This window comes from Zwartia panacis (genome assembly GCF_030410395.1).
Lineage (GTDB): Bacteria > Pseudomonadota > Gammaproteobacteria > Burkholderiales > Burkholderiaceae_B > Zwartia > Zwartia panacis.
This window is the reverse complement of the sequence record NZ_JAUHHF010000005.1, coordinates 189517-212646: the sequence shown is the minus strand read 5'-3', so window position 1 is coordinate 212646 and position 23130 is coordinate 189517. Positions and strand designations below refer to the sequence as shown.

The 23130-nt window shown below is 55.8% G+C and carries 28 protein-coding genes and 1 pseudogene; 22 read left to right on the top strand and 7 right to left on the bottom strand.

Annotated features, from left to right (window positions below; genetic code table 11):
• Both QWY30_RS09580 and purT read right to left on the bottom strand, forming a co-directional pair.
• Positions 1–169: pseudogene (locus QWY30_RS09580) on the bottom strand (adenine phosphoribosyltransferase); the annotation flags it as partial.
• 82 nt (positions 170–251) lie between these two features.
• Positions 252–1496 carry a formate-dependent phosphoribosylglycinamide formyltransferase gene (gene purT, locus QWY30_RS09575; protein ID WP_290240480.1) on the bottom strand — a complete coding sequence of 415 codons (1245 nt, stop codon included), beginning with the start codon at positions 1494–1496 and terminating at the stop codon, positions 252–254.
• A gap of 145 nt (positions 1497–1641) precedes the next feature.
• Between purT and QWY30_RS09570 the strand changes: the two genes are divergently transcribed.
• The 10 genes from QWY30_RS09570 (at position 1642) to QWY30_RS09525 (ending at position 9223) form a co-directional block, all read left to right on the top strand.
• The gene (locus tag QWY30_RS09570) at positions 1642–2652 is read left to right on the top strand and encodes a KpsF/GutQ family sugar-phosphate isomerase (RefSeq protein WP_290240459.1); all 1011 of its coding nucleotides are present in this window, start codon (positions 1642–1644) and stop codon (positions 2650–2652) included.
• A 10-nt stretch (positions 2653–2662) separates the two neighbouring features.
• Positions 2663–3262: a KdsC family phosphatase gene (locus QWY30_RS09565; protein ID WP_290240457.1), complete on the top strand. Its 600-nt coding sequence runs from the start codon at positions 2663–2665 to the stop codon at positions 3260–3262.
• A gap of 10 nt (positions 3263–3272) precedes the next feature.
• A complete protein-coding gene (lptC, locus tag QWY30_RS09560) occupies positions 3273–3890 on the top strand; it encodes an LPS export ABC transporter periplasmic protein LptC (protein ID WP_290240455.1) in 618 nt (205 codons plus the stop codon).
• Positions 3887–4552, top strand: coding sequence for a lipopolysaccharide transport periplasmic protein LptA (gene lptA, locus QWY30_RS09555; protein WP_290240453.1), 666 nt, complete (start codon positions 3887–3889; stop codon positions 4550–4552). The genes lptC and lptA overlap by 4 nt, the downstream gene beginning before the upstream one ends.
• 16 nt (positions 4553–4568) lie before the next feature.
• Positions 4569–5360, top strand: coding sequence for an LPS export ABC transporter ATP-binding protein (gene lptB / locus QWY30_RS09550; RefSeq protein WP_290240451.1), 792 nt, complete (start codon positions 4569–4571; stop codon positions 5358–5360).
• Between the two features lie 215 nt (positions 5361–5575).
• Positions 5576–5902, top strand: coding sequence for a ribosome hibernation-promoting factor, HPF/YfiA family (hpf, locus tag QWY30_RS09545; RefSeq protein WP_290240449.1), 327 nt, complete (start codon positions 5576–5578; stop codon positions 5900–5902).
• Between the two features lie 123 nt (positions 5903–6025).
• Positions 6026–6481, top strand: coding sequence for a PTS sugar transporter subunit IIA (locus QWY30_RS09540; protein WP_290240447.1), 456 nt, complete (start codon positions 6026–6028; stop codon positions 6479–6481).
• Between the two features lie 42 nt (positions 6482–6523).
• On the top strand, positions 6524–7450 hold the full coding sequence (gene hprK, locus QWY30_RS09535; protein ID WP_290240445.1) for an HPr(Ser) kinase/phosphatase: 927 nt from the start codon (positions 6524–6526) through the stop codon (positions 7448–7450).
• A gap of 1 nt (position 7451) precedes the next feature.
• Complete coding sequence (rapZ, locus tag QWY30_RS09530) at positions 7452–8327, top strand: RNase adapter RapZ (protein ID WP_290240443.1); 876 nt, start codon at positions 7452–7454, stop codon at positions 8325–8327.
• A gap of 2 nt (positions 8328–8329) precedes the next feature.
• Positions 8330–9223 (top strand): septal ring lytic transglycosylase RlpA family protein, encoded by an 894-nt coding sequence (locus QWY30_RS09525; RefSeq protein WP_290240441.1) that lies wholly within the window; start codon positions 8330–8332, stop codon positions 9221–9223.
• 78 nt (positions 9224–9301) lie between these two features.
• Here the strand turns inward: QWY30_RS09525 and rsmI are convergent, their stop codons facing one another.
• On the bottom strand, positions 9302–10252 hold the full coding sequence (rsmI, locus tag QWY30_RS09520) for a 16S rRNA (cytidine(1402)-2'-O)-methyltransferase (protein WP_290240478.1): 951 nt from the start codon (positions 10250–10252) through the stop codon (positions 9302–9304).
• On the opposite strand from rsmI, the gene QWY30_RS09515 reads away from it, so the two are divergent.
• The 7 genes from QWY30_RS09515 to slmA all read left to right on the top strand — a co-directional run bounded on the left by QWY30_RS09515 (position 10166) and on the right by slmA (position 15087).
• Complete coding sequence (locus QWY30_RS09515; RefSeq protein ID WP_290240439.1) at positions 10166–10846, top strand: YraN family protein; 681 nt, start codon at positions 10166–10168, stop codon at positions 10844–10846. The genes rsmI and QWY30_RS09515 overlap by 87 nt on opposite strands.
• Before the next feature lie 32 nt (positions 10847–10878).
• On the top strand, positions 10879–11472 hold the full coding sequence (locus QWY30_RS09510) for a phosphoheptose isomerase (RefSeq protein ID WP_290240437.1): 594 nt from the start codon (positions 10879–10881) through the stop codon (positions 11470–11472).
• Positions 11469–12221, top strand: a complete 753-nt coding sequence (locus QWY30_RS09505; protein WP_290240435.1) for a BON domain-containing protein — start codon at positions 11469–11471, stop codon at positions 12219–12221. Before QWY30_RS09510 ends, QWY30_RS09505 begins: the two co-directional genes overlap by 4 nt.
• Positions 12218–12709, top strand: coding sequence for a peroxiredoxin family protein (locus QWY30_RS09500; RefSeq protein ID WP_290240433.1), 492 nt, complete (start codon positions 12218–12220; stop codon positions 12707–12709). The genes QWY30_RS09505 and QWY30_RS09500 overlap by 4 nt, the downstream gene beginning before the upstream one ends.
• A gap of 70 nt (positions 12710–12779) precedes the next feature.
• Entirely contained in the window at positions 12780–13679 is a 900-nt protein-coding gene (argB, locus tag QWY30_RS09495; protein ID WP_290240431.1) for an acetylglutamate kinase, read from the top strand.
• 50 nt (positions 13680–13729) lie between these two features.
• Positions 13730–14446, top strand: coding sequence for a pyrimidine 5'-nucleotidase (locus tag QWY30_RS09490; protein WP_290240430.1), 717 nt, complete (start codon positions 13730–13732; stop codon positions 14444–14446).
• Positions 14447–14502: 56 nt separating this feature from the next.
• Entirely contained in the window at positions 14503–15087 is a 585-nt protein-coding gene (gene slmA, locus QWY30_RS09485) for a nucleoid occlusion factor SlmA (RefSeq protein WP_290240428.1), read from the top strand.
• On the opposite strand, the gene QWY30_RS09480 is transcribed toward slmA, so the two are convergent.
• The 4 genes from QWY30_RS09480 to gpmA all read right to left on the bottom strand — a co-directional run bounded on the left by QWY30_RS09480 (position 15084) and on the right by gpmA (position 19537).
• Positions 15084–15836, bottom strand: coding sequence for a HesA/MoeB/ThiF family protein (locus QWY30_RS09480; protein ID WP_290240425.1), 753 nt, complete (start codon positions 15834–15836; stop codon positions 15084–15086). The genes slmA and QWY30_RS09480 overlap by 4 nt on opposite strands.
• Positions 15833–17248 (bottom strand): S41 family peptidase, encoded by a 1416-nt coding sequence (locus QWY30_RS09475; protein ID WP_290240423.1) that lies wholly within the window; start codon positions 17246–17248, stop codon positions 15833–15835. The genes QWY30_RS09480 and QWY30_RS09475 overlap by 4 nt, the downstream gene beginning before the upstream one ends.
• A gap of 95 nt (positions 17249–17343) precedes the next feature.
• The gene (locus tag QWY30_RS09470) at positions 17344–18780 is read right to left on the bottom strand and encodes a murein hydrolase activator EnvC family protein (RefSeq protein ID WP_290240421.1); all 1437 of its coding nucleotides are present in this window, start codon (positions 18778–18780) and stop codon (positions 17344–17346) included.
• Positions 18781–18784: 4 nt separating this feature from the next.
• On the bottom strand, positions 18785–19537 hold the full coding sequence (gpmA, locus tag QWY30_RS09465; protein WP_290240419.1) for a 2,3-diphosphoglycerate-dependent phosphoglycerate mutase: 753 nt from the start codon (positions 19535–19537) through the stop codon (positions 18785–18787).
• Between the two features lie 106 nt (positions 19538–19643).
• Between gpmA and QWY30_RS09460 the strand changes: the two genes are divergently transcribed.
• The 5 genes from QWY30_RS09460 (at position 19644) to QWY30_RS09440 (ending at position 23117) form a co-directional block, all read left to right on the top strand.
• Entirely contained in the window at positions 19644–20054 is a 411-nt protein-coding gene (locus QWY30_RS09460) for a rhodanese-like domain-containing protein (protein ID WP_290240417.1), read from the top strand.
• 21 nt (positions 20055–20075) lie between these two features.
• Complete coding sequence (grxC, locus tag QWY30_RS09455; RefSeq protein WP_290240415.1) at positions 20076–20333, top strand: glutaredoxin 3; 258 nt, start codon at positions 20076–20078, stop codon at positions 20331–20333.
• 99 nt (positions 20334–20432) lie between these two features.
• Complete coding sequence (secB, locus tag QWY30_RS09450; RefSeq protein ID WP_290240414.1) at positions 20433–20942, top strand: protein-export chaperone SecB; 510 nt, start codon at positions 20433–20435, stop codon at positions 20940–20942.
• 39 nt (positions 20943–20981) lie between these two features.
• A complete protein-coding gene (locus QWY30_RS09445) occupies positions 20982–22061 on the top strand; it encodes an NAD(P)H-dependent glycerol-3-phosphate dehydrogenase (RefSeq protein WP_290240412.1) in 1080 nt (359 codons plus the stop codon).
• Positions 22062–22082: 21 nt separating this feature from the next.
• Positions 22083–23117, top strand: a complete 1035-nt coding sequence (locus tag QWY30_RS09440) for a Bug family tripartite tricarboxylate transporter substrate binding protein (protein ID WP_435433382.1) — start codon at positions 22083–22085, stop codon at positions 23115–23117.
• Positions 23118–23130: the final 13 nt, after the last annotated feature.

The window sequence follows — 23130 nt, the reverse complement described above, 5'->3', positions numbered from 1 at the left end:
CGATACCCACAACCAAATCAATGCGCTGACGCATGTGACGGTAGACGAAAATATCAATCAAGGCCCTGAATGCTCTTGGGTCCTGCAAGAGTGGCGTGATGTCACGAAACATCACCCCCGGCTTGGGTCAGTCCGGAATCGTTCTGATCAGCCCGCGTACGATTTCCATCGGATCCTGATGTGAAGGGATGATGGGCATGATCATGAGATAGCACTCCGAGAAGGGTCATTCGCATACTGCGCAGACTAGTTTAAGCGGCTTTCACTCGTACCGCTCTGGAAACTCGCAACGCCTTGGCGCGCGCAGCCTCGACCGAGACATCCGTTGCCAGGCCCACGCCCATACGACGCTTCACAAAAGACTCGGGCTTTCCGAACAGCCGCAGATCCGTGCCGGGCTCGGCCAACGCCTGGGCAACGCCTTCGTAACGGACCGCTTTGGCCTCGATTCCGCCATAAATCACACTGCTTGCGGCCGGAGCTCGCAACGATGTGTCGACGGGAAGTCCTAACAGCGCGCGCGCATGCAATTCGAATTCGCTCTGCAATTGCGACACCAGCGTCACCAGGCCCGTGTCATGGGGGCGTGGACTGACTTCGGAGAACCATACCTGATCCCCCGACACAAAAAGCTCGACACCAAATAATCCTTGTCCTCCCAGATTTTCGGTGACATCCCGGGCGATCTGTTTCGCGCGTTCAAGTGCGCGGCTCGACATGGGCTGCGGCTGCCAGCTTTCCACATAATCGCCACCTTGCTGCAAGTGTCCGATGGGCGCGCAAAAGTGCGTTTCAATCTGACCATTCACGCCTTTTGCACGCACAGTCAAGAGTGTGATTTCGTATTCGAAATCGATAAATCCTTCCACAATGATGCGATCGCCGCCAACGCGCGCACCTTCTCTGGCGATACTCCAGGCCGATTCGATATCCTGCGGACCGCGTAAAACCGACTGGCCTTTACCCGAAGAGGACATGACGGGCTTGACCAGACAGGGGAAACCCACTTCTTTGGTTGCCTCAGTCAGGGACGCGAGCGAGTCCGCAAACCGGTAAGGCGATGTGGGCAATCCGAGGGTTTCGGCTGCCAACCGGCGGATCCCCTCACGATTCATCGTGAGCTGGGCCGCACGGGCCGTCGGGGTGACACGAACCATACCGGTGGCCTCAAGCTCAACCAGCAAATCCGTTGCGATTGCTTCGATTTCTGGCACGATCAGATGGGGCCGCTCCTTTTCGATCAGGGCCCGAAGGGCGACCTTGTCGGTCATCGCCACCACATGCCCCCGGTGCGCCACTTGCTGCCCGGGCGCATCCGCATAACGATCCACCGCGATCACCTCAACCCCCAAACGCTGCAGAGCCAAAATCACCTCTTTGCCCAGTTCGCCTGCGCCCAACAGCATCACCCTGAGCGCGGCGCCAGAGAGAGGTGTCCCGAAATTAGCCTCATAAGGTGCGAGGGCCGCGGCAGGGGATGTAGAAGGCACATTCATGGGCGAGGTCATCGGGAATCCTGATTTGGAAACAAAGAGGCGCCAGAGTGCCACAGGGCGTGACCCGATGCAACCGAACCCAAAATCCGCATGTCAGAGCTGAAACGATTAAACTTGGTGGATATCTGCAACAACCTTTACCTCTATGGCAAAACAAGTGCGCCCGAATCCGACCCAAGCCGTCAGCCCTGGCGCGGCTGCGCTCGCCTCGGCCGAGAGAACACTCTCACTTGAAGCGCAAGCGATTCTCGAGCTTAAAAACCGGCTCAATGAACAGTTCGCCGAAGCCGTCTCCTTGATTTTGGGTTGTTCAGGACGCATTGTTGTCTGCGGCCTGGGAAAAACAGGCCACATCGCGCGCAAAATCGCAGCCACCTTTGCCTCGACCGGTACGCCCTCGTTTTTCCTCCATGCGGCAGAGGCCATTCATGGGGATATTGGCATGGTGGGCGGACAAGATCTCCTGATCGCGCTCTCCTACTCCGGCACCGGGCAAGAACTGCTCACCATCCTGCCCGCCGCTCACCGACTGGGTGTCAAAGTGATCGCCATCACAGGCAACCCACAGTCCGAGCTCGCCAGGCTCGCAGACACCCACCTCGACATCAGCGTGTCTCAAGAGGCTTGCCCGCTCAACCTGGCACCGACAGCGAGCACCACGACCGCCTTGGCACTGGGTGATGCGTTGGCCGTCGCATGCCTGGAGGCGCGAGGTTTCGGACATGAGGATTTCGCGCGCTCACACCCAGGCGGCGCGCTTGGCAGACGCTTGTTACTGCGCGTGTCTGACGTCATGCGCAATGGCAATGCGGTTCCAACGGTTTCAGCCGATGCTTCAGTCTTTCAGGCCCTGGAGGAAATCTCACGCAAAGGCATGGGCATGACCGCCGTTCTGGATGCTGGCGGCTGTGCCGTGGGTATCTTCACCGACGGTGACCTGCGTCGTTTGATTGAACGAAAAGGCGATGTCCGCAATCTAAGCGTTGCAGAAGGCATGACGCGAAACCCCCGCCATATTGCGGCAGAAGCCTTGGCCGTGGATGCGGCAGCCCTCATGGATCGCCACAGACTGAATCAAATGCTGGTCGCCGATGCGCACGGCAAGCTTATTGGCGCCCTGCACATGCATGACCTGATGGCCGCCAAGGTTGTTTGAGACAAATTGAATGAATAGACCGAATTTAATCCCCCACCCTGCTGAAGCCCTGGTGCTGGCCCGCACACCCGTCGCGTTGCGCGAGCGCCTGACGCACATCAAACTGATGGTGTTTGATGTGGATGGCGTGCTGACCGATGGCAGCCTCTGGTACGGCGAACATGGCGAAATGTTCAAGCGTTTCAATGCGCTCGATGGTCATGGTTTAAAAATGCTGACAACGAGCGGCATCAAAGTGGCACTCGTCACAGGTCGCGAGGGACCGATTGTCGACCGGCGTGCCGCCGAGCTCGGCCTGGGTGATGTCATTCAAAATGTGCGTGACAAGGGCGCAGTGTTGGCAGAGCTTGTCGCGCGCCATCACCTGACACTCGAGGAATCGGGCTTCATGGGTGACGATCTGATTGACCTGCCCGCCATGCAACGCGCAGGCTTTGCAGCCAGTGTGCCTGACGCTCCCGCCTATGTCACGCAAGCCGCCCACTGGGTCGCGACTAAATCAGGAGGCAAGGGAGCTGTTCGCGAATGCTGCGATTTGATCTTGGCTTCTCAGGGCCGGCTAGGCAACTTCTTTCTGCCTGGACGCCTAGGCCCAGGCGCCATTCAATGACGTCCATCCTATGAAAGAGCGCGCCTCCATCGTCGTCTCGATTTTCATCCTTACTCTGCTGGTGATGGGAACGTGGTGGGCCGCCGACTACTCACAACGCGCCGTTCAAATCGATCCACCCAGCCGCCTCACCCATGAGCGCGACACCTGGGCTAAAGATGTCATACTTGTCCGCACTGATTCTAAAGGGATTGTCATCCATCGTCTTGAGGGTGATCTGTTAGAGCACTTTCCTGACGATAAGTCCTACGAGCTTCAGGCACCGCGCGCCTATACTCTCAAGGAAGAAAATCCACTCACGGTCGCCACCTCCAAAGTCGCTTTCATCTACGACGAAGGTGACAGAATTGTGATGCGAGGCGACGCAGTGCTACTTCGCCTGGGAGACGCTGAACGTCAACCACTTAATTTTCAAAGCGATGAAATCACGATACTGATCGATAAAGACCTGGCGTTCACGGACCTTCCTGCAGTCGCGACCAGTGGTCGTTCCAGAATGACCGGCATTGGCATGCGTTTTAACAACGCGACCCAACAGTTGGACGTGTTCAAATCGACCGATGTCGATATCGCACCCAAAGACCAGCGAGAGAGTACAGAACCTCCTGCACAGCGAGCTAATCCATGATTTTCAATAATATTTACATATCCTTACGTCGGCTGATCGGACTCAGTTTGCTGGGACTCGCCTATGCGACCCATGCGCAAACCCCCCCTGCAACGCCCGCCAACCCGGCCGAAGAGCCCAGCACGACCATTCTCTCGGATACCTTGCGCTACGACGACACCAAGCGTGAAAGCACATTCACTGGCAAGGTCGTGATGACGCGTGGTTTGTTGACACTGAGTTCCGATGTGCTCTCCATGCGCGAAGATGCCGAGGGTTACCAGTATGGTGTGGCAACGGCCGATGCAGGCAAACGTGTTTTCATCCGCCAGGTGCGTCCCGAAAATTTCGAAGTCCTCGAAGGCGTTGGACTCAAAGCGGACTATGACGGTAAAAATGAAACCTTCGATCTGATTGGACAGGCAGTTGTCACTCGATACATCTGTGGCAAACACTTCGATACCGTCAGCGGTCAGCAGGTCCGCTACAACCAAAAAACAGATGTCTATCAGGCCTTTTCCGGCCCAGACTCCTTCAATCCCGATGGTCGTGTGCGTTCTGTTGCGCAGCCTAAAGCGCGCACCGAAGCTGCCATCGCCGCCTGCCGGGTTTCGCAGGCTACCACCAACCCAGCGCCCTCGCTGACCCCGACATCAACGCCTAGCGCCCTACCTGGCCGTTAAATCCCGAATCTTCTCCATGCAAACATCGCACACTTCTTCCAGTACAGATTTACAGGCCCTTGCAACCCCCGGGCAACTTACTGCTACTGGTCTGCGCAAGTCTTACGGCGGCCGCATGGTGGTGCAAGATGTCTCGATCTCCGTCAAGAGCGGGGAAGTCGTGGGCCTACTGGGACCGAACGGCGCGGGTAAAACCACCAGTTTCTATATGATTGTCGGACTGGTCGCAGCCGATGCGGGTCGAATTGAAATCGACGATACCGTCATCAGCAGCATGCCCATACACAAGCGCGCACGGCTCGGCCTGTCTTATCTTCCACAAGATGCATCGGTATTTCGACGACTGACCGTCGAAGAAAATATTCGAGCGGTACTCGAGCTTCAGATCGACAATGACGGGAAAAAATTTTCTCCAAAGAAAATCGAAGAGCAACTCAATGCCTTGCTCGAAGAGTTACAGATCACGCACATCCGCCGCAATGGCGCGTTGTCTTTATCAGGTGGCGAGCGTCGTCGCGTTGAGATTTCTCGCGCCCTGGCCACGCGTCCCCGGTTTATTTTGCTGGATGAACCCTTCGCGGGCGTAGACCCGATCGCCGTGATCGAAATTCAGCGTATCGTGCGTTTCCTCAAAAGTCGCGGCATTGGCGTGCTCATCACGGATCACAACGTTCGTGAAACGCTCGGTATTTGCGATCGTGCCTACATTATCAGCGAAGGTAAGGTTCTCACGACAGGTCAACCTGACGACATCATCAATGATGCCTCCGTGCGTCGCGTCTATCTGGGCGAACACTTCAAGATGTAGGCCAAAAAGATAACGATTGGCCTTTCTTCAATGTTTTCTGTTGCAACGCACCGTTAAAAGTCTTGTCTAAACGCAAGAAATATGGATTTTTACCCTTGATTTCTGTGCCCAAGTCACTAAACTGAAACTATCAAAACTTATTTAAAGGAGTTCCTCACGCCAAAACTGTCGTATGTGTTTGCACATCGATCTATCCCTTTTATGGAGAGTACGCAATGAACCTGAACATTACTGGTCACCATCTTGACGTCACCCCAGCTATCCGGGAATACATCCACACAAAGATGACGCGCGTCCTGCGACACTTTGATCATGTCATCGACACGCAGGTGATCCTGTCACTCGAACCATTGAAGCACCGAGCGGAACTGACGCTCCATATCCGTGGTAAAGATATTCACTGCGAAGCCTCCGAAGACAACCTCTACGCCGCGATCGACTTGCTGATCGACAAGGTTGACCGCAAAGTGCTGCAACACAAGTCGCGCACTCAAAATCATCATCACCTTGCAGTCAAGCGACAAATCTTCGAAACTGCATAATCCTTAGGCGCCAACCGCCTTAAGGTCATCCAAGATGCCTGCCAAGATGGCGGGCATTTTTGTTTCCCTAAACTAAAAATAGCCACGTATCTTCCAGCTGCACTGCAGCATATAATTCTTTGCATGAAACTTTTGTCACGCATTTTGCCTATCAGCAATATCGTGCTTGACCTCACTGTCACCAGTAAAAAGCGTGCTTTTGAACAAGCAAGTCTTTTATTTGAAAATAACGACGGGATCGAGCGTGCGGCCGTTTATGAAAGCCTGTTCAACCGCGAGCGACTCGGATCGACTGGCCTCGGTGGTGGCATTGCCGTACCGCATGGCAGAGTCAAAGGCATCAAACACGCAGCGGCTGCTTTTTTTAGGCTATCGCGCCCGATCGCCTTTGAGGCGCCCGATCGCGAACCCGTGAGTCAATTGCTTTTTCTGATCGCCCCGGAAGCCGAGACTCAACAACATCTCGATATACTTGCGGAAGTTGCACAACGGCTTTCTGACGCATCCCTGCGGGAGCGGCTGGCGACCGAAGTCGATCCGGGTGTTGTGCATCAACTGTTGACAACGGGCCAGGCCTAAACTCACATCCGGTCGGCCTCTTTACCCAACTATGGAGCCGCTATGCTGACGGTGCAGGACCTCGTGAATGACAATGTCGAAGACATTTGTTTCAAATGGATCGCAGGTCAATCTGCCGCGGATCGCTTGATTCCTGATAACGGTATGGCCGCAGCCGACTTGATCGGTCACCTGAATCTCATCCACCCCTCTCGCATTCAAGTATTTGGTCGCGAAGAGATGGATTACTACACCCGTTTCGATACGCGCAGGCGAACACACCATCTCGAAGAATTGCTCGCCGGTGGCGTGCCGGCGATTTTGCTCGCGGACAATCTGTCCGCCACCGACGACTTGATTGAAAACTGCGAGAACAGTCACGTTCCTCTTTTGTCCACATCAGTACCCGCCGCCGAACTCATCGATTTATTGCGTATTTACCTCGGACGAAGACTCGCGCCGACAACCACCGTGCATGGCGTATTTATGGACGTGCTTGGACTCGGCGTTCTGATCACTGGCGAGTCGGGGCTTGGCAAAAGCGAGCTGGCACTCGAACTGATCTCCCGCGGACACGGACTTGTCGCCGATGACGCGGTCGAACTCTCACGCACCGCACCGCACGCGATCGAGGGCCATTGCCCTGAGCTGTTGCGTAACATGCTTGAAGTGCGCGGCTTGGGTTTGCTCAACATCCGTACGATTTTCGGTGAAACCTCAGTGCGACGGAAAATGAAGCTCAAGCTGATCGTTCATCTCGTCCGTGCGACTGCGCAAGATAAATTTGAACGACTTCCTCTTCAAGACATGACCCAGGACATGCTGGGATGCCCCATCCGCAAGGTCATGCTCCAGGTCGCGGCGGGCCGCAACCTGGCGGTGCTCGTTGAGGCTGCCGTTCGCAATACGATTCTCAAATTACGCGGCATCGATACGCTCGCCGAGTTTATGGAGCGTCAGTCTGCAGCGATTGCGCAAGGTCAGGACTGACATGCCACAGCTCAAAGTCGTTCTGCTGACAGGAATATCCGGCTCTGGTAAGTCTGTCGCACTGCGCATGCTCGAGGATGCTGGCTATGTCTGTGTGGATAATCTGCCACTGAAGTTTTTACATGATTTCATCACGTCGATGCGTGATGACGCAGCCAGCAGAATCGCTGTCGCGATCGATGTGCGCTCTCCCGGCGAGCTCGCCGAGATGCCCGCTGTTATCAGCTCGCTCAAAGCTGCGCATACAGAGTTCCGTTTGATTTTTCTGGATGCGGATAACGAAACACTGGTACATCGCTACTCAGAGTCCCGCAGGCGTCACCCTCTGGCTGAACGCCTGACCCAAAAGGGATTGAATGCCTCGTTGGAGGACTGCATTCAGCAAGAGCGCGATCAGCTAAGCGACCTGCGCAATCTGGGACATGTCATTGACACATCGGGTTTGATGCCGGGACAATTACGTGCCTGGATCCGCGATCTCATCCAGGCCGATCGCAAGCCTCTGCTCCTGACCTTCGAGTCTTTCGCCTTCAAAGAGGGCGTGCCACGCGATGCGGATTTGGTCTTCGATGTGCGTTGTCTGCCTAACCCACACTACGATCCCACGCTGCGCCCCCTGACCGGCAAAGACCAACCTGTCGCAGACTGGCTCAAAAGCTTTGCCGATGTGGAGCAAATGATTCATGACATTGAGGGCTTTATCCGCAAATGGCTGCCGCGCTACACTGAAGACACGCGCAGTTATCTGACTGTGGCAATTGGTTGCACGGGTGGCAAGCATCGCTCAGTCTATATCGTCGAGGCCCTCGCGAAACGCTTTGCGACCCAACAACAACTTCTCGTGCGTCATCGCCATCAACCCGAACTTTCCGGATAACCATGGACATGCACAGGCTCTTGCGTCTTTTGAGTATTTGCATACTCTGCGGACTGATCGCAGCCTGTGGTTCACGCAAGGGTGGCGGCTATTACAAAGACGACGGACCGGGTGATTACACACCCGCCGACCTGGATCGTGTCCCGGATGCCGTTCCGAAAATCGAACCCCTTGCGCGCGGTCCAAACAAGCCCTACACCGCGCTTGGCAAAAGCTTCACCCCCGACGTGAGTGGTCAACCTTATCGCGTACAAGGTCGAGCCTCCTGGTACGGCCGAAAGTTTCACGGCAAACCCACGTCAAACGGCGAACGTTACGACATGTATGCCATGACCGCCGCTCACCCAACGCTTCCCATTCCGAGTTACGTGCGCGTGACCCGAGTCTCCACTGGCAAGACCGTAGTATTGCGCGTGAACGACCGCGGACCCTTTCTTGCTGGCCGAGTCATTGATTTGTCATATGTGGCGGCACACAAGCTTGGCGTGATCGCTCCGGGCAGCGCCGAGGTCATTGTCGAGCGCATCATGCCGGATGAAATTCGCACATGGCGCGCGAACGCGCCGACACCCGCACCCGCACCTGCACCCGCGCCCGCACCTCCACAGACATCCGTGGCAATGACCTCAACAAGCGCGCAAGTCAACGCATCCGCTCCTGGCACGTTCTATCTTCAAGCTGGCGCCTTCAGTGATCCCGCACGCGCGCAATCCCTGGCTTCTGAGCTCACAGGCAAGGTCCCTGCGGACCTGAACGCAGGTGTCAAAATCGAACAAAGCGCCGGGAGTCTTTACAGAGTGCGAATCGGCCCCTTTGCCAGTCGTGAGGCCGCCTCGCAAGCGGGTGAAAGACTTCGAGACACCTCAGGCTTGCCAACCAGTCTGACAACACCCTAGGCGTAAGCCCTGTTCGTCTTAAACCCTCTTCGTCTTGAGCTCGGTGTCTTGAGCCCGGTGTGTATAGCCCTCTTTTCTTTAACCTTCCTCGCGGCTTGCTTTGCGCGCCAGAGCCCTTGCATAGAGCGCATCGCGCGGCTGACCGGTCGCCTTTGCCGCAATACGCGCCACGTCTCGCACAGACAGCGACTCCAGCAAGGCTTCGAGCCAGGCATCGACCGATGCGCTTTCCTCGACCTCTAGCTTCTCTGGCGGCGCGATCACAGGCGGGTGAAGAATGACAACATACTCACCTTGCCCGCGGTGTGCATCCTCCGCGAGCCAGGTCGAGGCCTGCGCAAGTGACATCGACGCAATTTCTTCAAAGCGCTTTGTGAGTTCTCGCGCAAAGGTGACTTTCCGAGAGGGTCCGAGTACCGATAATGCATCAGCAACACTGCCGACAATTCTGTGAGGCGCCTCATAAAAGATCGTGGCGGCAGGTAGTTGTGTCCACTGTCTGAACCAGCGCTGCCTCGCCGCGGACTTGTTGGGCGCAAATCCCGCAAATACAAAACCAGGCAAGGCGTCTGTCGTCACACCGGTGGCCATCAAAGCGGTGATCAAGGCGCTCGCACCTGGCAAGGGAATCACCCGTAAGCCGGCAGCCCGGACTGCTTGCACCACAAGCCCACCCGGATCACTCACCGCCGGAGACCCCGCATCTGATACAAGCGCCACGCGCTGTCCGGACTGGATGCGCGCGACAATATCGGCGGCCGCAAGCGTTTCATTGTGGCGGTGCGCCGCGATCAGCGGAGTATCAATCCCCCATGCCTCCAACAAGTTTCTACTCGCGCGCGTGTCTTCAGCCGCGATGACATCCGCCCTGTTCAAGGCGTGCCAGGCGCGCAGACTTAAATCACCCAAGTTACCGATCGGAGTTGCCACGACATATAGCGCATGGGTCGGCCATTGCTGACCTTCCATGCGCTCGCTCAATCGATCCCAGGCTTCTGGTTTCGACTCCGACAGCGTTTTTTCGGATATTACGGATTGGCGAGTGTCATTCATCCTGTCAGTGTAGACCGCCCTGTCACGCTACGCTACGCTAAAAAACACCTGATGCCCTTGCCACATCTCACAGACCTCACCGTTTTCCATCTCGCCCAGACCGCTCAAAAGCGCGCCATTCAAGCCAGAAGGCGCAAACGAAATCGCCGGGATCAAACAAACAAACAATCACCATTGCCAGACAAACAGCCGTCCAGAAGCCAGAAACAGCGACTCGGAGATCATTATGAGGCGCTCGCGCTGGAGCATCTGAGGCAAGCTGGCTGCCGCCTGATCGGTCAACAGCTTCGCTGCCCACTGGGCGAACTCGATCTGGTCGTACAGGATGGTCAAACCCTGGTGTTTGTCGAGGTGAGATATCGCAGAAGCATCCGGTTTGGCGGTGCGGCCGCCAGTATTACACGCGTGAAGCAGCAGCGCATGCTCAAAACAATCGACTGGTGGCTGCCCAAACTTGTGCGGGAGGTCTTTGGCGGTCAGATGCCCATGTGTCGAATCGATCTTGCCATCTTCGAGCAAAACAACCTGACCTGGCACCGCGACGCCCTGCGCCTGAGCCAAGATAAGTGAGATAATAGTGATTTTAGAACTTCTAAATTGCCATGGATCTGTCCAACCACCTTGCCAGCCATTTCGAAGACAATATCGTTGCCACACGAAGCAGCATGGAAGCACTTGCCGAGCCACTCTCGCAAGCAATCGAACTCTGTTTTGGCTGCGTAACAAATAATGCAAAAATCCTGGCGTGCGGCAATGGTGGTTCAGCTGCCGATGCGCAGCACTTTATCGCCGAGCTTGTCGGCCGTTTCGAGCGGGATCGCCTGCCTTTAGCGGGAGTCGCGCTCAATACAGACACCTCCATCATGACCGCGGTCGGCAACGACTACGGGTTTGAACAGATTTTTTCACGTCAGGTCAGCGCGCTAGGTCAGCCGAGCGATGTGCTCGTCGCGATTTCAACAAGCGGCAACTCCGCCAACGTGATGCTCGCCATTGAGGCCGCGCACGAACGCGAAATGCGTGTGATCGCCCTCACTGGCAAGGGCGGCGGCCAGATCAAAGATATGCTGCTCGACAACGACATCCACCTGTGTGTCCCGCATGATCGAACCATGCGCATCCAGGAGGTTCACATCCTGCTTTTGCACATTTTGTGCGATGGCATCGACATCTTGTTACTTGGAGATCCCGCATGACTCTGAAACGACCATTCATTCGTCCCCTGATCATATGCGCGGCTCTGCTGGGTGCTGGCTCCACACTGACAGCCTGCGTGCCATTGCTGATCGGCGGCGCAGCGGCCACAACCGGCGTCGTGGTCGTCGATCGCCGCACCGTTGGTGAACAGGTCGAAGACAAGTCAATCGAACTCAAGATCGGCGGCCAGTTTCGTGCGGACTTCGGTGATGCAGTCAGAGCCACAGTCACTGTTTACGATGGCGTTGTTCTCTTGACAGGCGACACGATTGGCACAGAGTTCAAAGCAAAAACAACCGAGGTCGCTCGCAAGGTCGAAAACGTCAAGTCGGTTTCCAACAAGATTGATGTCGTTAAGCAAATGGCCTCTTTCAGTGTTGTCAGTAATGACATCTGGATCACTTCGAAAGTCATGACAACACTGGCCACGACCAAGGACATTCCTTCACGCACGATTGTCGTGACAACGGATCGCAGTGTCGTCTATCTGATGGGCCTGGTGACGCAGCGCGAAGGTGATCTTGCCGCCGCGGCTGCCGCTCAGGTCAGTGGCGTCAAGCGAGTGGAAAAACTTTTCCAGATTATTACGCCCGAACAAGCCAAACGACTCGATGATGCCGCGCGCGGAGGTGGCAGCAGTGGCGCCAAACCCGCGACAACACCGCTCGGTGAAAATTCAACGGGCACTTCAGGTGCGATGGGCGGTGACACGCCCCCTGCCGGCGTACAAGCTATTCCGATCCAATGAAAAAATTAGTCGCCTTTGTCCTTCTTGCCGCTGTGGGCGGCCTCACCGCTTGGTTTGTCAGCAGCCGGGCGACGCCCGCGCCCGAGGTCACGTTTTCTACATTGTCTGGTCAGCCAGTCGCACTCTCAGAGCTGCGTGGAAAAGTGGTTTTAGTTAAATTCTGGGCAACGAGCTGTGTCAGCTGTGTTGCCCAGATGCCCGACAACATCGAAAATTACGACAAGTATCATGACAAGGGCTTTGACATCATCGCCGTGGCGATGCAGTACGACCCGGCTAATTACGTCATCAATTTCGTTGAAACACGCAAACTACCCTTTACTGTTGCGCTAGATACACAGGGCAAGGTCGCAAAAGCTTTCGGTGACGTCAAATTAACCCCTACCGCATTCCTGATCGACAAAAATGGCAATATCATCAAGCGATATTTGGGCTTGTATGACAAAACTGAATTTCGAAAGTCGATAGAAAAAGCATTGGCCGGTTAATCCAACCTGCCCGCCCAGCACTCAACACCCCTTCCATTCACCGCTTGCTCACACTCGTTGCCTCAACCAAATGACCAGCCAGCCACCTTCTGCATCCATGCCACCTGAAGTCGTCGCCAAAGTTCTCTCAGAGAGCTTGCCTTATATCAAGCGCTTCCACGGAAAAACCATCGTGATCAAATACGGTGGTAACGCGATGACGGAGGAGGTGCTTCAGCGCAGTTTCGCGCATGATGTCGTGCTGCTCAAACTGATCGGCTTGAATCCGATCGTGGTGCATGGCGGCGGTCCGCAAATCGACGAAGCGCTGCGCCGGATTGGTAAACAAGGCACCTTCGTTCAAGGGATGCGGGTCACTGACGCCGAAACCATGGAAGTTGTCGAGTGGGTACTGGGCGGACAAGTTCAACAGGACATCGTCCTGATGATCAACGAGGCTGGCGGCAAAGCAGTCGGTTTGACAGGCAAAGATGGCTGCCTGATTCAGGCCCGCAAAAAAATGATGCCCAACAAGGACGATCCTGCCAATCCTCTGGATATCGGATTTGTTGGCGACATCGAGCGTGTCGAACCCGCTGTGGTGAAAGCCCTGCAGGATGATCAGTTCATTCCTGTAATTTCTCCCATCGGCTATGGCGAAGATGGTTTGGCTTACAACATCAACGCCGATGTTGTGGCGGGCAAGATGGCCGAAGTGCTGGGGGCGGAAAAACTACTGATGATGACCAATACGCCTGGCGTGCTGAACAAAGACGGTCAATTATTGCGCAGCCTGTCGGCTCAAACGATTGACGATCTCTTTGCAGACGGAACAATCTCCGGTGGCATGCTGCCAAAGATCTCCTCAGCGCTTGATGCCGCACGTAATGGCGTGAAATCGGTACACGTTGTCGATGGACGCGTTCCACATTGTTTGCTGCTCGAGATCCTGACGGACCGAGGCGTCGGCACGATGATCACTTCAGAGTGATTCACCAACGGTTCGCACCCCATTCACCTATCCGCACGCGGCGCGCCCGCGTGCACAATCCCGCTCGCACCTCGCCGGTCTCTAGCGCACGGGAACGCGTCTGGCTGTTCGATCTCGATAACACCCTGCACGACACGTCTCATAAGATTTTCCGCGAGATCAATCTAGGAATGACCGCTGCCGTCATGGAAAGCCTTGCAGTCGATGAGGAAACAGCCAATCAGCTCAGAACGTCTTACTGGAAACGATACGGTGCAACCCTGATCGGTTTGGTGCGCCATCACGGTGTCGATCCTCATCAGTTCCTTCATCGCAGTCATGACTTTGACGTCGCCCCGCTGGTTCGTGCAGAACGCGGCCTCGCACAAAAACTGCGGCGTCTCCCGGGAAGAAAAATCCTCGTGACCAACGCACCCCTGCGCTACGCGCGCGCCGTCATGAAACACTTGAACATCCTGCATTGCTTTGATGCCTGTTGGGGCATCGAACAAATGCGACTGCATGGACATTTTCGTCCCAAACCATCCGTCTCCTTGATGCGTCACATTCTGGCTCACGAAGGCATTCACCCCAGACGAGCGGTTCTGGTTGAAGACACCACGGCGAATCTGCGCGGAGCGAGACACGCTGGCTTGCGTACCGTGCATGTGTTTCACCCGGGCACACCTTTTGCCAAAGGCAAGAGAGGCCGACCCAACTACGTAGACTTGCGGGTAAACTGCGTAGGTGATTTATTGCTGCAAAAGCGCACACTTCAGGCTTTCTAAGCCCGTGCGTCACAAACGTTTCCTCCTCACTAACGGCTAATTCTGGACTTGAATGTATGTCGGTCAAAACGGGCGAACGCAAACACCAGATTCTTCAAACACTTGCCGAAATGCTCGAGCAGCCGCGTGCCGCGCGCATCACGACCGCAGCTCTTGCTGCAAAGATGCAGCTCTCGGAAGCCGCGCTATACAGGCACTTCGCCAGCAAAGCCCAGATGTTCGAGGGTTTGTTTGAGTTCATCGAATCAACCATATTTACCTTGGTCAATCAGATCGTCTCGACCGAGCCTGATGGCGTCGAACAGGCCCGCAAAATCGCTGTCATGCTCGTGACATTTGCCGAGCGCAACAAGGGAATGACCCGCGTATTGTCGGGCGATGCCCTTGTGACGGAAGATGAGAGACTTCAGGGTCGCGTCACCCAAATCACTGATCGTATCGAGGCCGTCTTTAAACAGGCTTTGCGACACGCCGTGATGAATGGTGCACTGAATCCCGCCGTTGAAGTCACGCCACTGGCCGCGGCGCTGACACATATAGTGCTCGGAAGCTGGTTACGCTTTGCTCAAAGTGGCTGGCAAGTTTCACCCACGCTGCACATTCATGCGCAACTCAAACTTTTGCTGGATCAGCGACACTAGGAACGTTTGGAACAGACTGGGCAAGCCGGATCACGTTTGACACGCACGCTGTGCCACTGCATATCAAAGGCATCCAGCATCAGCAAACGACCTTTAAGCGTTTTTCCAACAGAAACAATCACCTTGATCGCTTCTGCCGCCTGCATACTGCCTATGATACCCACCAAGGGTGCGAAAACACCTGTAGTGGCGCAACTCAACGCTTCGACATCATCGGCCTCGGGAAACAGGCAGTGATAGCAGGGCGCCTCGGGATCGCGCGGATCAAAAACGCTGATTTGTCCCTCAAAACGAATAGCCGCGCCAGAAACAAGCGGCTTTTGATGTTCGACACACGCTCTGTTGACAGCGTGCCGAGTTGCAAAATTGTCTGTGCAATCCAAGACCACATCAACCTGCGCGATCTCTGAACGCAAATCTTCGGACTCGAGTCTGGTCGTGCGCACTTCGACCGTGATGTCCGGATTTAAAGCCAGCATCGTCTGACGTCCGGACTCAGCCTTGAGCCAACCCACGCGCGCGTCGGTATGCAAAATTTGACGCTGCAAATTACTCAGTTCGATCGTATCGTGATCCGCCAGAATAATCTGTCCGACACCGGCAGAGGCGAGGTATAACGCTGCGGGCGAGCCAAGCCCCCCCGCACCAATCACCAACACGCGTGCGGCCAGCAGTTTCTCCTGGCTCTCTATGCCAAACTCATCGAGCAAGATGTGTCTGGCATAACGCAGCAGTTGGTTATCTTTCATTTACCTTTTGCAGCGCCTCCAGCAGGCTCCGTGCTAGCGGTCTTGGGTCGCGGCACAGCCTTCTGGATAGGCTTACCCTCAAGGAAGTTCAAAGCCTGGTTCAGCTGAAAGTCCTCAGGCGTACCAAACTGGAAAATCTTGTTGGTGTCCGCCAGTGGAGGTTCGTCTTCTTCTTTTGTCTTGAGATCACTCTCGGGTTGACCATTACGATTATTGCTGAGGTGACGCTTGAGATCCGCCTCGCGGGACATCCGGAACAAATCACCTTCGGCTGTATCGGCGACAACGATATCTGGCATGATTCCTGTCGCTTGAATCGATCGTCCCTTGGGCGTGAAATAACGCGACGTTGTGAGTTTGATCGCGGTGGTTTCAGAAATTGGCAAGATGACCTGTACGGAGCCCTTGCCGAACGTACGATTACCCATAATCGTGGCGCGCTTGTGATCTTGCAAAGCGCCCGCGACAATTTCCGAAGCGGAGGCCGAACCAACGTTCACGAGGACCACCATCGGGACTGTTTTGACCCAGGCAGGCAAGCCCGCCAGATAGTCCCGCTCGCCACGCGCATAGTCGGCGGGGTTGGAAAGATACTTCTGCTTGGAGTCCGGCGCGCGTCCATCCGTGGAAACGACCAGCGTGTCAGGCTTGAGAAATGCCGCGGAAACACCAATCGCGCTCGTCAGGAGACCACCCGGATCATTACGCAGATCGAGGATCAAACCACGGGGCGCACCCTTTTCTCCCAGTTCCTTCAGGTGACGGACCAGGTCGACACCTGTCTTTTCCTGAAACTGGGCGATACGCACATAGCCGATGTTGTCCTGAAGCATTTTGCTGCGCACGCTGCGCACGCGGATCGTATCGCGCACAATTTTCACAACAATCGGCTGAGCCTGACCCTGGCGAGAAATCGTCAGCGTGATCGGCGTCTTGACCGGTCCGCGCATCATCTTGACCGCGTCATTGAGCGACAAACCCTTCGTCGAAGTGTCGTTGATTTTCGTGATCACATCGCCTGCGCGAATACCGGCGCGTGCAGCGGGCGTGTCCTCAATCGGGGAGATCACCTTGACCATGCCATCTTCAGTTCCGACCTCGATACCCAGACCGCCAAACTCTCCCTGGGTGGCGCTTTGCATTTCCTTGAATGCATCAGCATCAAGGTATGCAGAATGCGGATCCAGGTCTGACAACATGCCAGAAATCGCGCCGCTGATCAGTTTTTTGTCCGGGACGGGCTCGACATAATTGTTTTTGATGGCGGAGAATACGCTGGAGAACTGTCTGAGTTCGTCGAGCGGCAAAGGCGAACCGCGCTGGGCGACAGCGCTCAAGCCCACGCTTAACAACACGCCTGCAATCACGCCGACGGAAACCAAACCTAAACTACGTATTTTGCGAGTGCTCATGCACATTCCCGAGTTGAATGCCGATCAAACTAAAACAGAACTAAAGAAAGCGTAATGGTCTGTGGGGAGAATGGCAATCCCACCCCTACAAATAATCAGCGAGACAAAAACGCCAGAGGATCGACGGCGGCGCCGCGATGCCTGATCTCGAAGTATAGGGCCGAATCCACCTGTCCACCGGTACTCCCTGCGAGCGCGACGGTATCTCCCGGCCGAATTGTGTCGCCGACCTGTTTGAGCAGGCTCTGGTTATAGGCGTATACGCTCAAATACTGTTCGCCATGATCGACGATCAGCAAGTTTCCGAAACCTCTCAGCCAGTTGGCATATACGACCGTGCCTCCGCCCACGGCGTGGACAGGCGCTCCGTCTGGCGCCTTGATCAGGACGCCCCGCCACATCCCCCCTTCGGGCCGATCCGTACCAAAGCGCGCCATCACAGTCCCCCTGAGCGGCCAGCGCAAGCCTTTTTTCAGCCCCTCTCCAGACTGGGGGGCGGCGGCGGACTCCGACGCCCGAGCCGTCTGCGCCCGCTCACGCTCCTGAGCCGCACGCTTGGCTTTTTCGATTTGTTGCTCTTCTTGGGCCTGGATTGCCTGTGAGGCACGCTGCTCGTCCTGGCTGATCCGTGCTTGCTGGGCTTGTTCTGCCTGGCGCGCAATTTCAGCGCGTCTGGCCTCCTCGGCGCGCTTTGCAATCTCAGCTTGTCGCGCCTGCTCCGCGCGCCTGGCTTCCTCGGCCTTGCGCGCCTCCTGGGCCCGTCGCGCCTCCTCGGCTTTTTTTGCTGCCTGGATCTGACTGCCGAGATTGTCGATCAGTCCACTCAACCGCTGATCATCCTGCCCAAGACGGACAGCTTCTGAGCGCTGGGCCTGGATTTGCCCCTCGATCCGTGCAAGTACAGTCGCACGCTCTTTTTTCTGCGTCTCAAGCAAAGCTCGCTGCTGAGAGGTTTCCTCAACAAGCTGGGCGACCTCTTTCTGACGGGCATCCAAACGGGCTTCGAGTTGCGCCAGACGCTCTATTTCGACCTTGAGCTCGGCAACAGCCTTGGCGCGTGCCTGGGAGACATAATCGAGGTAAGCCAGATTCCGGCTCAATTCTTGAGGGTCGTCACCGGAAAGCAGGGCCGCCCAAGGCGAAAGTCCGCTGGCATATTGCCGCCGCAGCTGGTCTGAAAGCTCTTCGCGACGAAGCGCAAGCGTCGATTGTTGGCGCTGAATCTGTTTTTTAAGTTCTTCAAGCTCGGCGCGCGCCTTTTTAAGCTGTGTCGCCAGCTCGTCGAGGCGACGGGTCGTGTGGGAAATCCCAACCTCTGAGGCTTTCAGAGCGTCGGCCGCCTCTTTGCGGACGGCCTCACGGGCGTCGAGCTCTTTTTGAAGGGACTGGATGCGATTGCGCAAATCCGCACGCTGTCGCTCGGCTGTGCTGCGTTGGCTGGCGAGTTCCGCAGGATCCGGCGCAGCCAAGGGTGCGCCCATCACAACCATACAAGCTATGGTCACGCACCACTTGCTCAACGCCAGACGCATACCGCTATCCCTTTTTGGCCTTGCCTTGTGCCGCGACTGCGGCCATCGCCGCCTCGATTTCGGCTGGATCACCTAGGTAATAATGACGAATCGGACGCAAATCCTGATCGAGCTCATACACCAGAGGTTGGCCAGTCGGGATATTCAAATGAACGATATCTTCTTCAGAGACATTGTCCAGATGCTTGATTAACGCACGCAAGCTATTGCCATGCGCAGCCACCAGGACGCGTCTTCCGGCTCGAATGGACGGGGCGATCGTTTCATTCCAAAAGGGCAAGACACGTGCGACGGTATCCTTCAGACACTCGGTCGCAGGGAGCTGCTCCGGCGAAAGACGCGCGTAGCGAGGATCAAACTTGGGATGACGTGGGTCGTCTTTCTCGAGAGGGTTGGGCGCGATCGCATAAGCCCGACGCCAGATCAGCACCTGCTCGTCACCATACTGAGCGGCCGTTTCGGCCTTGTTCAGGCCCTGAAGGGCGCCATAATGGCGCTCATTCAAGCGCCAGTTGTTATGGATCGGCAAATACATCGCGTCCATGGCGTCCAACGCGATCCAGAGCGTGCGGATCGCCCGTTTCAGAACCGAAGTAAAGGCGACATCGAACTCGTAGCCCTGTTCTTTCAGAAGCTGGCCCGCCTGACGCGCCTGCTCCCGACCCAGATCGGTCAGATCCACGTCGGTCCAGCCCGTAAAACGATTTTCCAGATTCCATTGGCTTTCGCCGTGACGCATCAATACAAGTTTATACATGGCAGACACAGGTTAAAGTGTGGATAAAGCATCATTTTATAATTGTCTGAGTCATATCTCATAACCCGCCCCGATTTTGGGGTGTAACTGCCTTTCTGGATACACCGTGGATTTCTTTTTAAGTCAAAATAACCTGCTCCTAATTGGCGTGGCGCTCGTCTCCGGTCTTGCGCTCGCCTGGCCCATGATTCAAAGCAAGCGCGCCGGCGCCAGTATTTCCTGCACCCAGGCCGTGCAAATGATGAACCATCAACATGCGATTCTGATCGATATTCGACCAAGCGATACGTTCAATGCGGGGCACATCCCTCAGGCACGCAGCATTCCGGCGACCGAAATCGAGAAAAAAGCCGCACACTTGCCTAAAAACAAGCCTTTGATTCTGGTGTGCGATTTTGGACGTGCGGCCGGCAGCGCCGCTGTACGCCTTCGCGCACTCGGTTTTACCGAAGTCAGCGTCCTGGGCGGCGGCATGCGCGCCTGGTCCACGGCTGGCTTACCCCTGACAACGAAATAATGTTCGACTGGAGCTTCGCACATGAATAAAGTCGTGATGTACACCACTGGTTATTGCCCCTTTTGCACACGGGCGGAAATGCTATTGACCCAACGCGGCGTGACGCAGATCGAGAAAATCCGCATCGACGAAGACACGGCGCAGCGCGCGATCATGATGGAGCGCACCGGACGTCGCACCGTCCCCCAAATCTATATCGGCGAGACGCACGTAGGCGGTTTTGACGACTTGTCCGCGCTTGATCGCGAAGGCAAGCTCATACCCCTCCTGAACGGTTAAGCACCCTCCGATCCTTTTTTGCTGTTCACTGGCGATTTTTTCTGTCGATTTCGCACAACCTGAAAGAATCGCATTTTTAAGCCTCTACTGGAAATTTTCATGGCCGACCAAAATACTCAAGCTGATAACGCTCCCTCCTTCAACATGCAGCGCGTGTACCTGAAGGATCTTTCACTTGAGATGCCCAACGCACCCAGCATTTTTCTCGAACAAGAAGCGCCCGCCGTCGAGGTTTCCATCAATATCGGCGGTCAGGCCTTGGCCGAAACAGTTTTCGAATCCACGGTCACGGTCACAGTCACGACACGAATCAAGGACAAGGTGCTGTATCTGGTCGAAGCCACGCAGGCTGCGATTTTCGAAATGGTCAATATTCCTGCCGAACAAATCGATCCTTTGATGGGCATCGTCTGTCCGACCATGCTTTACCCTTACCTGCGCTCCAACATTGCCGACGCGATTACACGCACCTCGCTGCCGCCTTTGCACTTGGCAGAAGTCAACTTCCAGGCACTCTACGAACAGCGCATCGCTCAGGCCGCTCAAGAGGCCGGTGCGGCGACCGAAGATTCAGGCCTGATCCTGCCACCAGGCGTCACACGCCAGTAAAGCCTGATACGGACCGGCTATTCGCGGCACTGACCCATCATGCCCAATCAAAAACCCGAACACCCGCCGCGACCTGTCGCTGTGCTGGGTGCGGGCGCCTGGGGGACGGCGCTCGCCTGCGCCGCGAACAAACACGCGCCGACCATGCTGTGGGCGCGCGATGAGGCTTTCGCCGAGCAACTCGCCCGACAGAGAGAAAACACGCGATACCTGCCAGGCATCCAACTTCCTGACAATATGCTTTTTACCTCAAGCCTTGATCGCGCACTGACACATGTCTGTGCACGATCAACGGAGGCAGCAGGTTTATTGATTCTAGGCGTACCTCTCGCCGGACTTCGTGCGCTGTGCAGCGAACTCGGAGAGAAACTTTCCCATCAGCTGGCCGCCCAACTTTCCCCGAAACAACAAATTGTCGCGGGGATTGTGTGGACCTGCAAAGGGCTCGAAGCAGAGACGGGCAAACTACCCAGTGAAATCGCGGCCGAGGCACTCAGCGCCGTTCCTGACATTCCAACTGGCGTTCTTTCGGGCCCCTCCTTCGCGCGTGAAGTGGCTCAAGGTTTACCGGTTGCGCTCACGATTGCCAGTCAAGATGCTGCTTTAAGACGGGCCACGATTGCTGCGCTTCATGGTGGATCGATGCGCGTCTATGCCAACCAGGACGTGATCGGCGTCGAAGTGGGTGGCGCCCTTAAAAATGTCATGGCCATCGCTTGTGGCATTGGTGAAGGACTCGGACTCGGGACGAATGCCCGCGCGGCGCTCATCACGCGTGGCTTAGCTGAAATGACGCGCTTCGGTGAGGCACTCGGTGCGCAAAGCTCGACTTTTTCAGGACTGACAGGGCTTGGCGATTTGGTTCTCACTGCAACAGGTGATCTCTCGCGCAACCGGCAAGTTGGCCTGGAAATCGGACGCGGCAAAACCCTGAACGAAGTCCTGGCGACTGGACTGACTGCCGAGGGTGCGCGCTGCGCGCAAGCTGTTTTAAAGCGCGCCACGCAACTCGGTGTCGAGCTACCCATTACCCATGCAGTGTGTGAAGTGCTGTTTGAAGGCGTCGCACCTTTTGAAGCGGTCACCAGACTCCTCTCACGCGTGGCCACAACCGAATAGCACAATCCAACAGGTCACTCTATGCTTTTTACTGATCGCATCCTCGCTGCCCTTGCTTCGAGGTGTGTGCGCCTTTACTCCGCACTCAAGCTGGCCGCACTGGCTGTGGCAATGGCTGCAGGGATGACTAACGTCTCGAACGCTCAACCTGCATGGCCGCTTGAGCGCCCGATTTATCTGATCGTCCCGTTTCCGGCAGGCTCTTCACCGGATATTTTGGCGCGCACACTCGCTACCCCTCTTAGCAAAAGGCTCGGACAAAATATCGTCGTTGAAAATAAACCAGGGGCAGGAGGCAATATCGGCACGCGTTTTGTCGCGCGCGCGCCTGCAGATGGTTACACACTGCTCTACACAATCAATGGCCCGCTCGTCACTGCGCCAACTCTCTACCAAAAAACCCTCGGCTACGACCCCCTCAAAGATCTTGCTCCCATTACGCTGGTCGCAACAAGTCCAAACATCCTGGTCGTCAATGCAAGCTTCAACGGCGATCACATTGCAGACTTTGTGAAACAAGCCAAAGAACAGAATGGTCGCTGGAACTATGGTTCGGTCGGACCCGGTAGCGCCTCTCATTTGGCCATGGAGCTTTTTAAAAAACAGGCCGGTATTGAACTCGCACACATTCCCTACAACGGCTTCCCTCAGGTGATCACGGGCTTGCTTGCTCAGGATATTCAAGCCTCATTCATGGTCCCGGCCATTGCCATGACACAAATCAAAAGTGGCAAGGTCAAAGCGCTGGGCATCACAAGTCTGAGCCCCGTCGCATCTCTTCCCGGAATCAGTCCACTTGCCATGCAGGGCTACAAAGACTTTGAAGCGATTTCGTGGAATGCGATACTGGCTCCCGCGGGCACGCCTCAAGCGATTGTCGCCCGGTTGCATGCAGAGCTGGCCGAGCTTTTAAAGAGCGACGAAATGAAAGAAAAATTTTCGGCTCAGTATTTTTCCACCGTTGGCTCAACGCCTGCCGACCTCACCAAACTGATGCAGCAAGAGAGAAAACGGTGGGATAGCGTGATCGAGTCCTTGCAACTCTCACTGGACTAATACGGCCAAACTG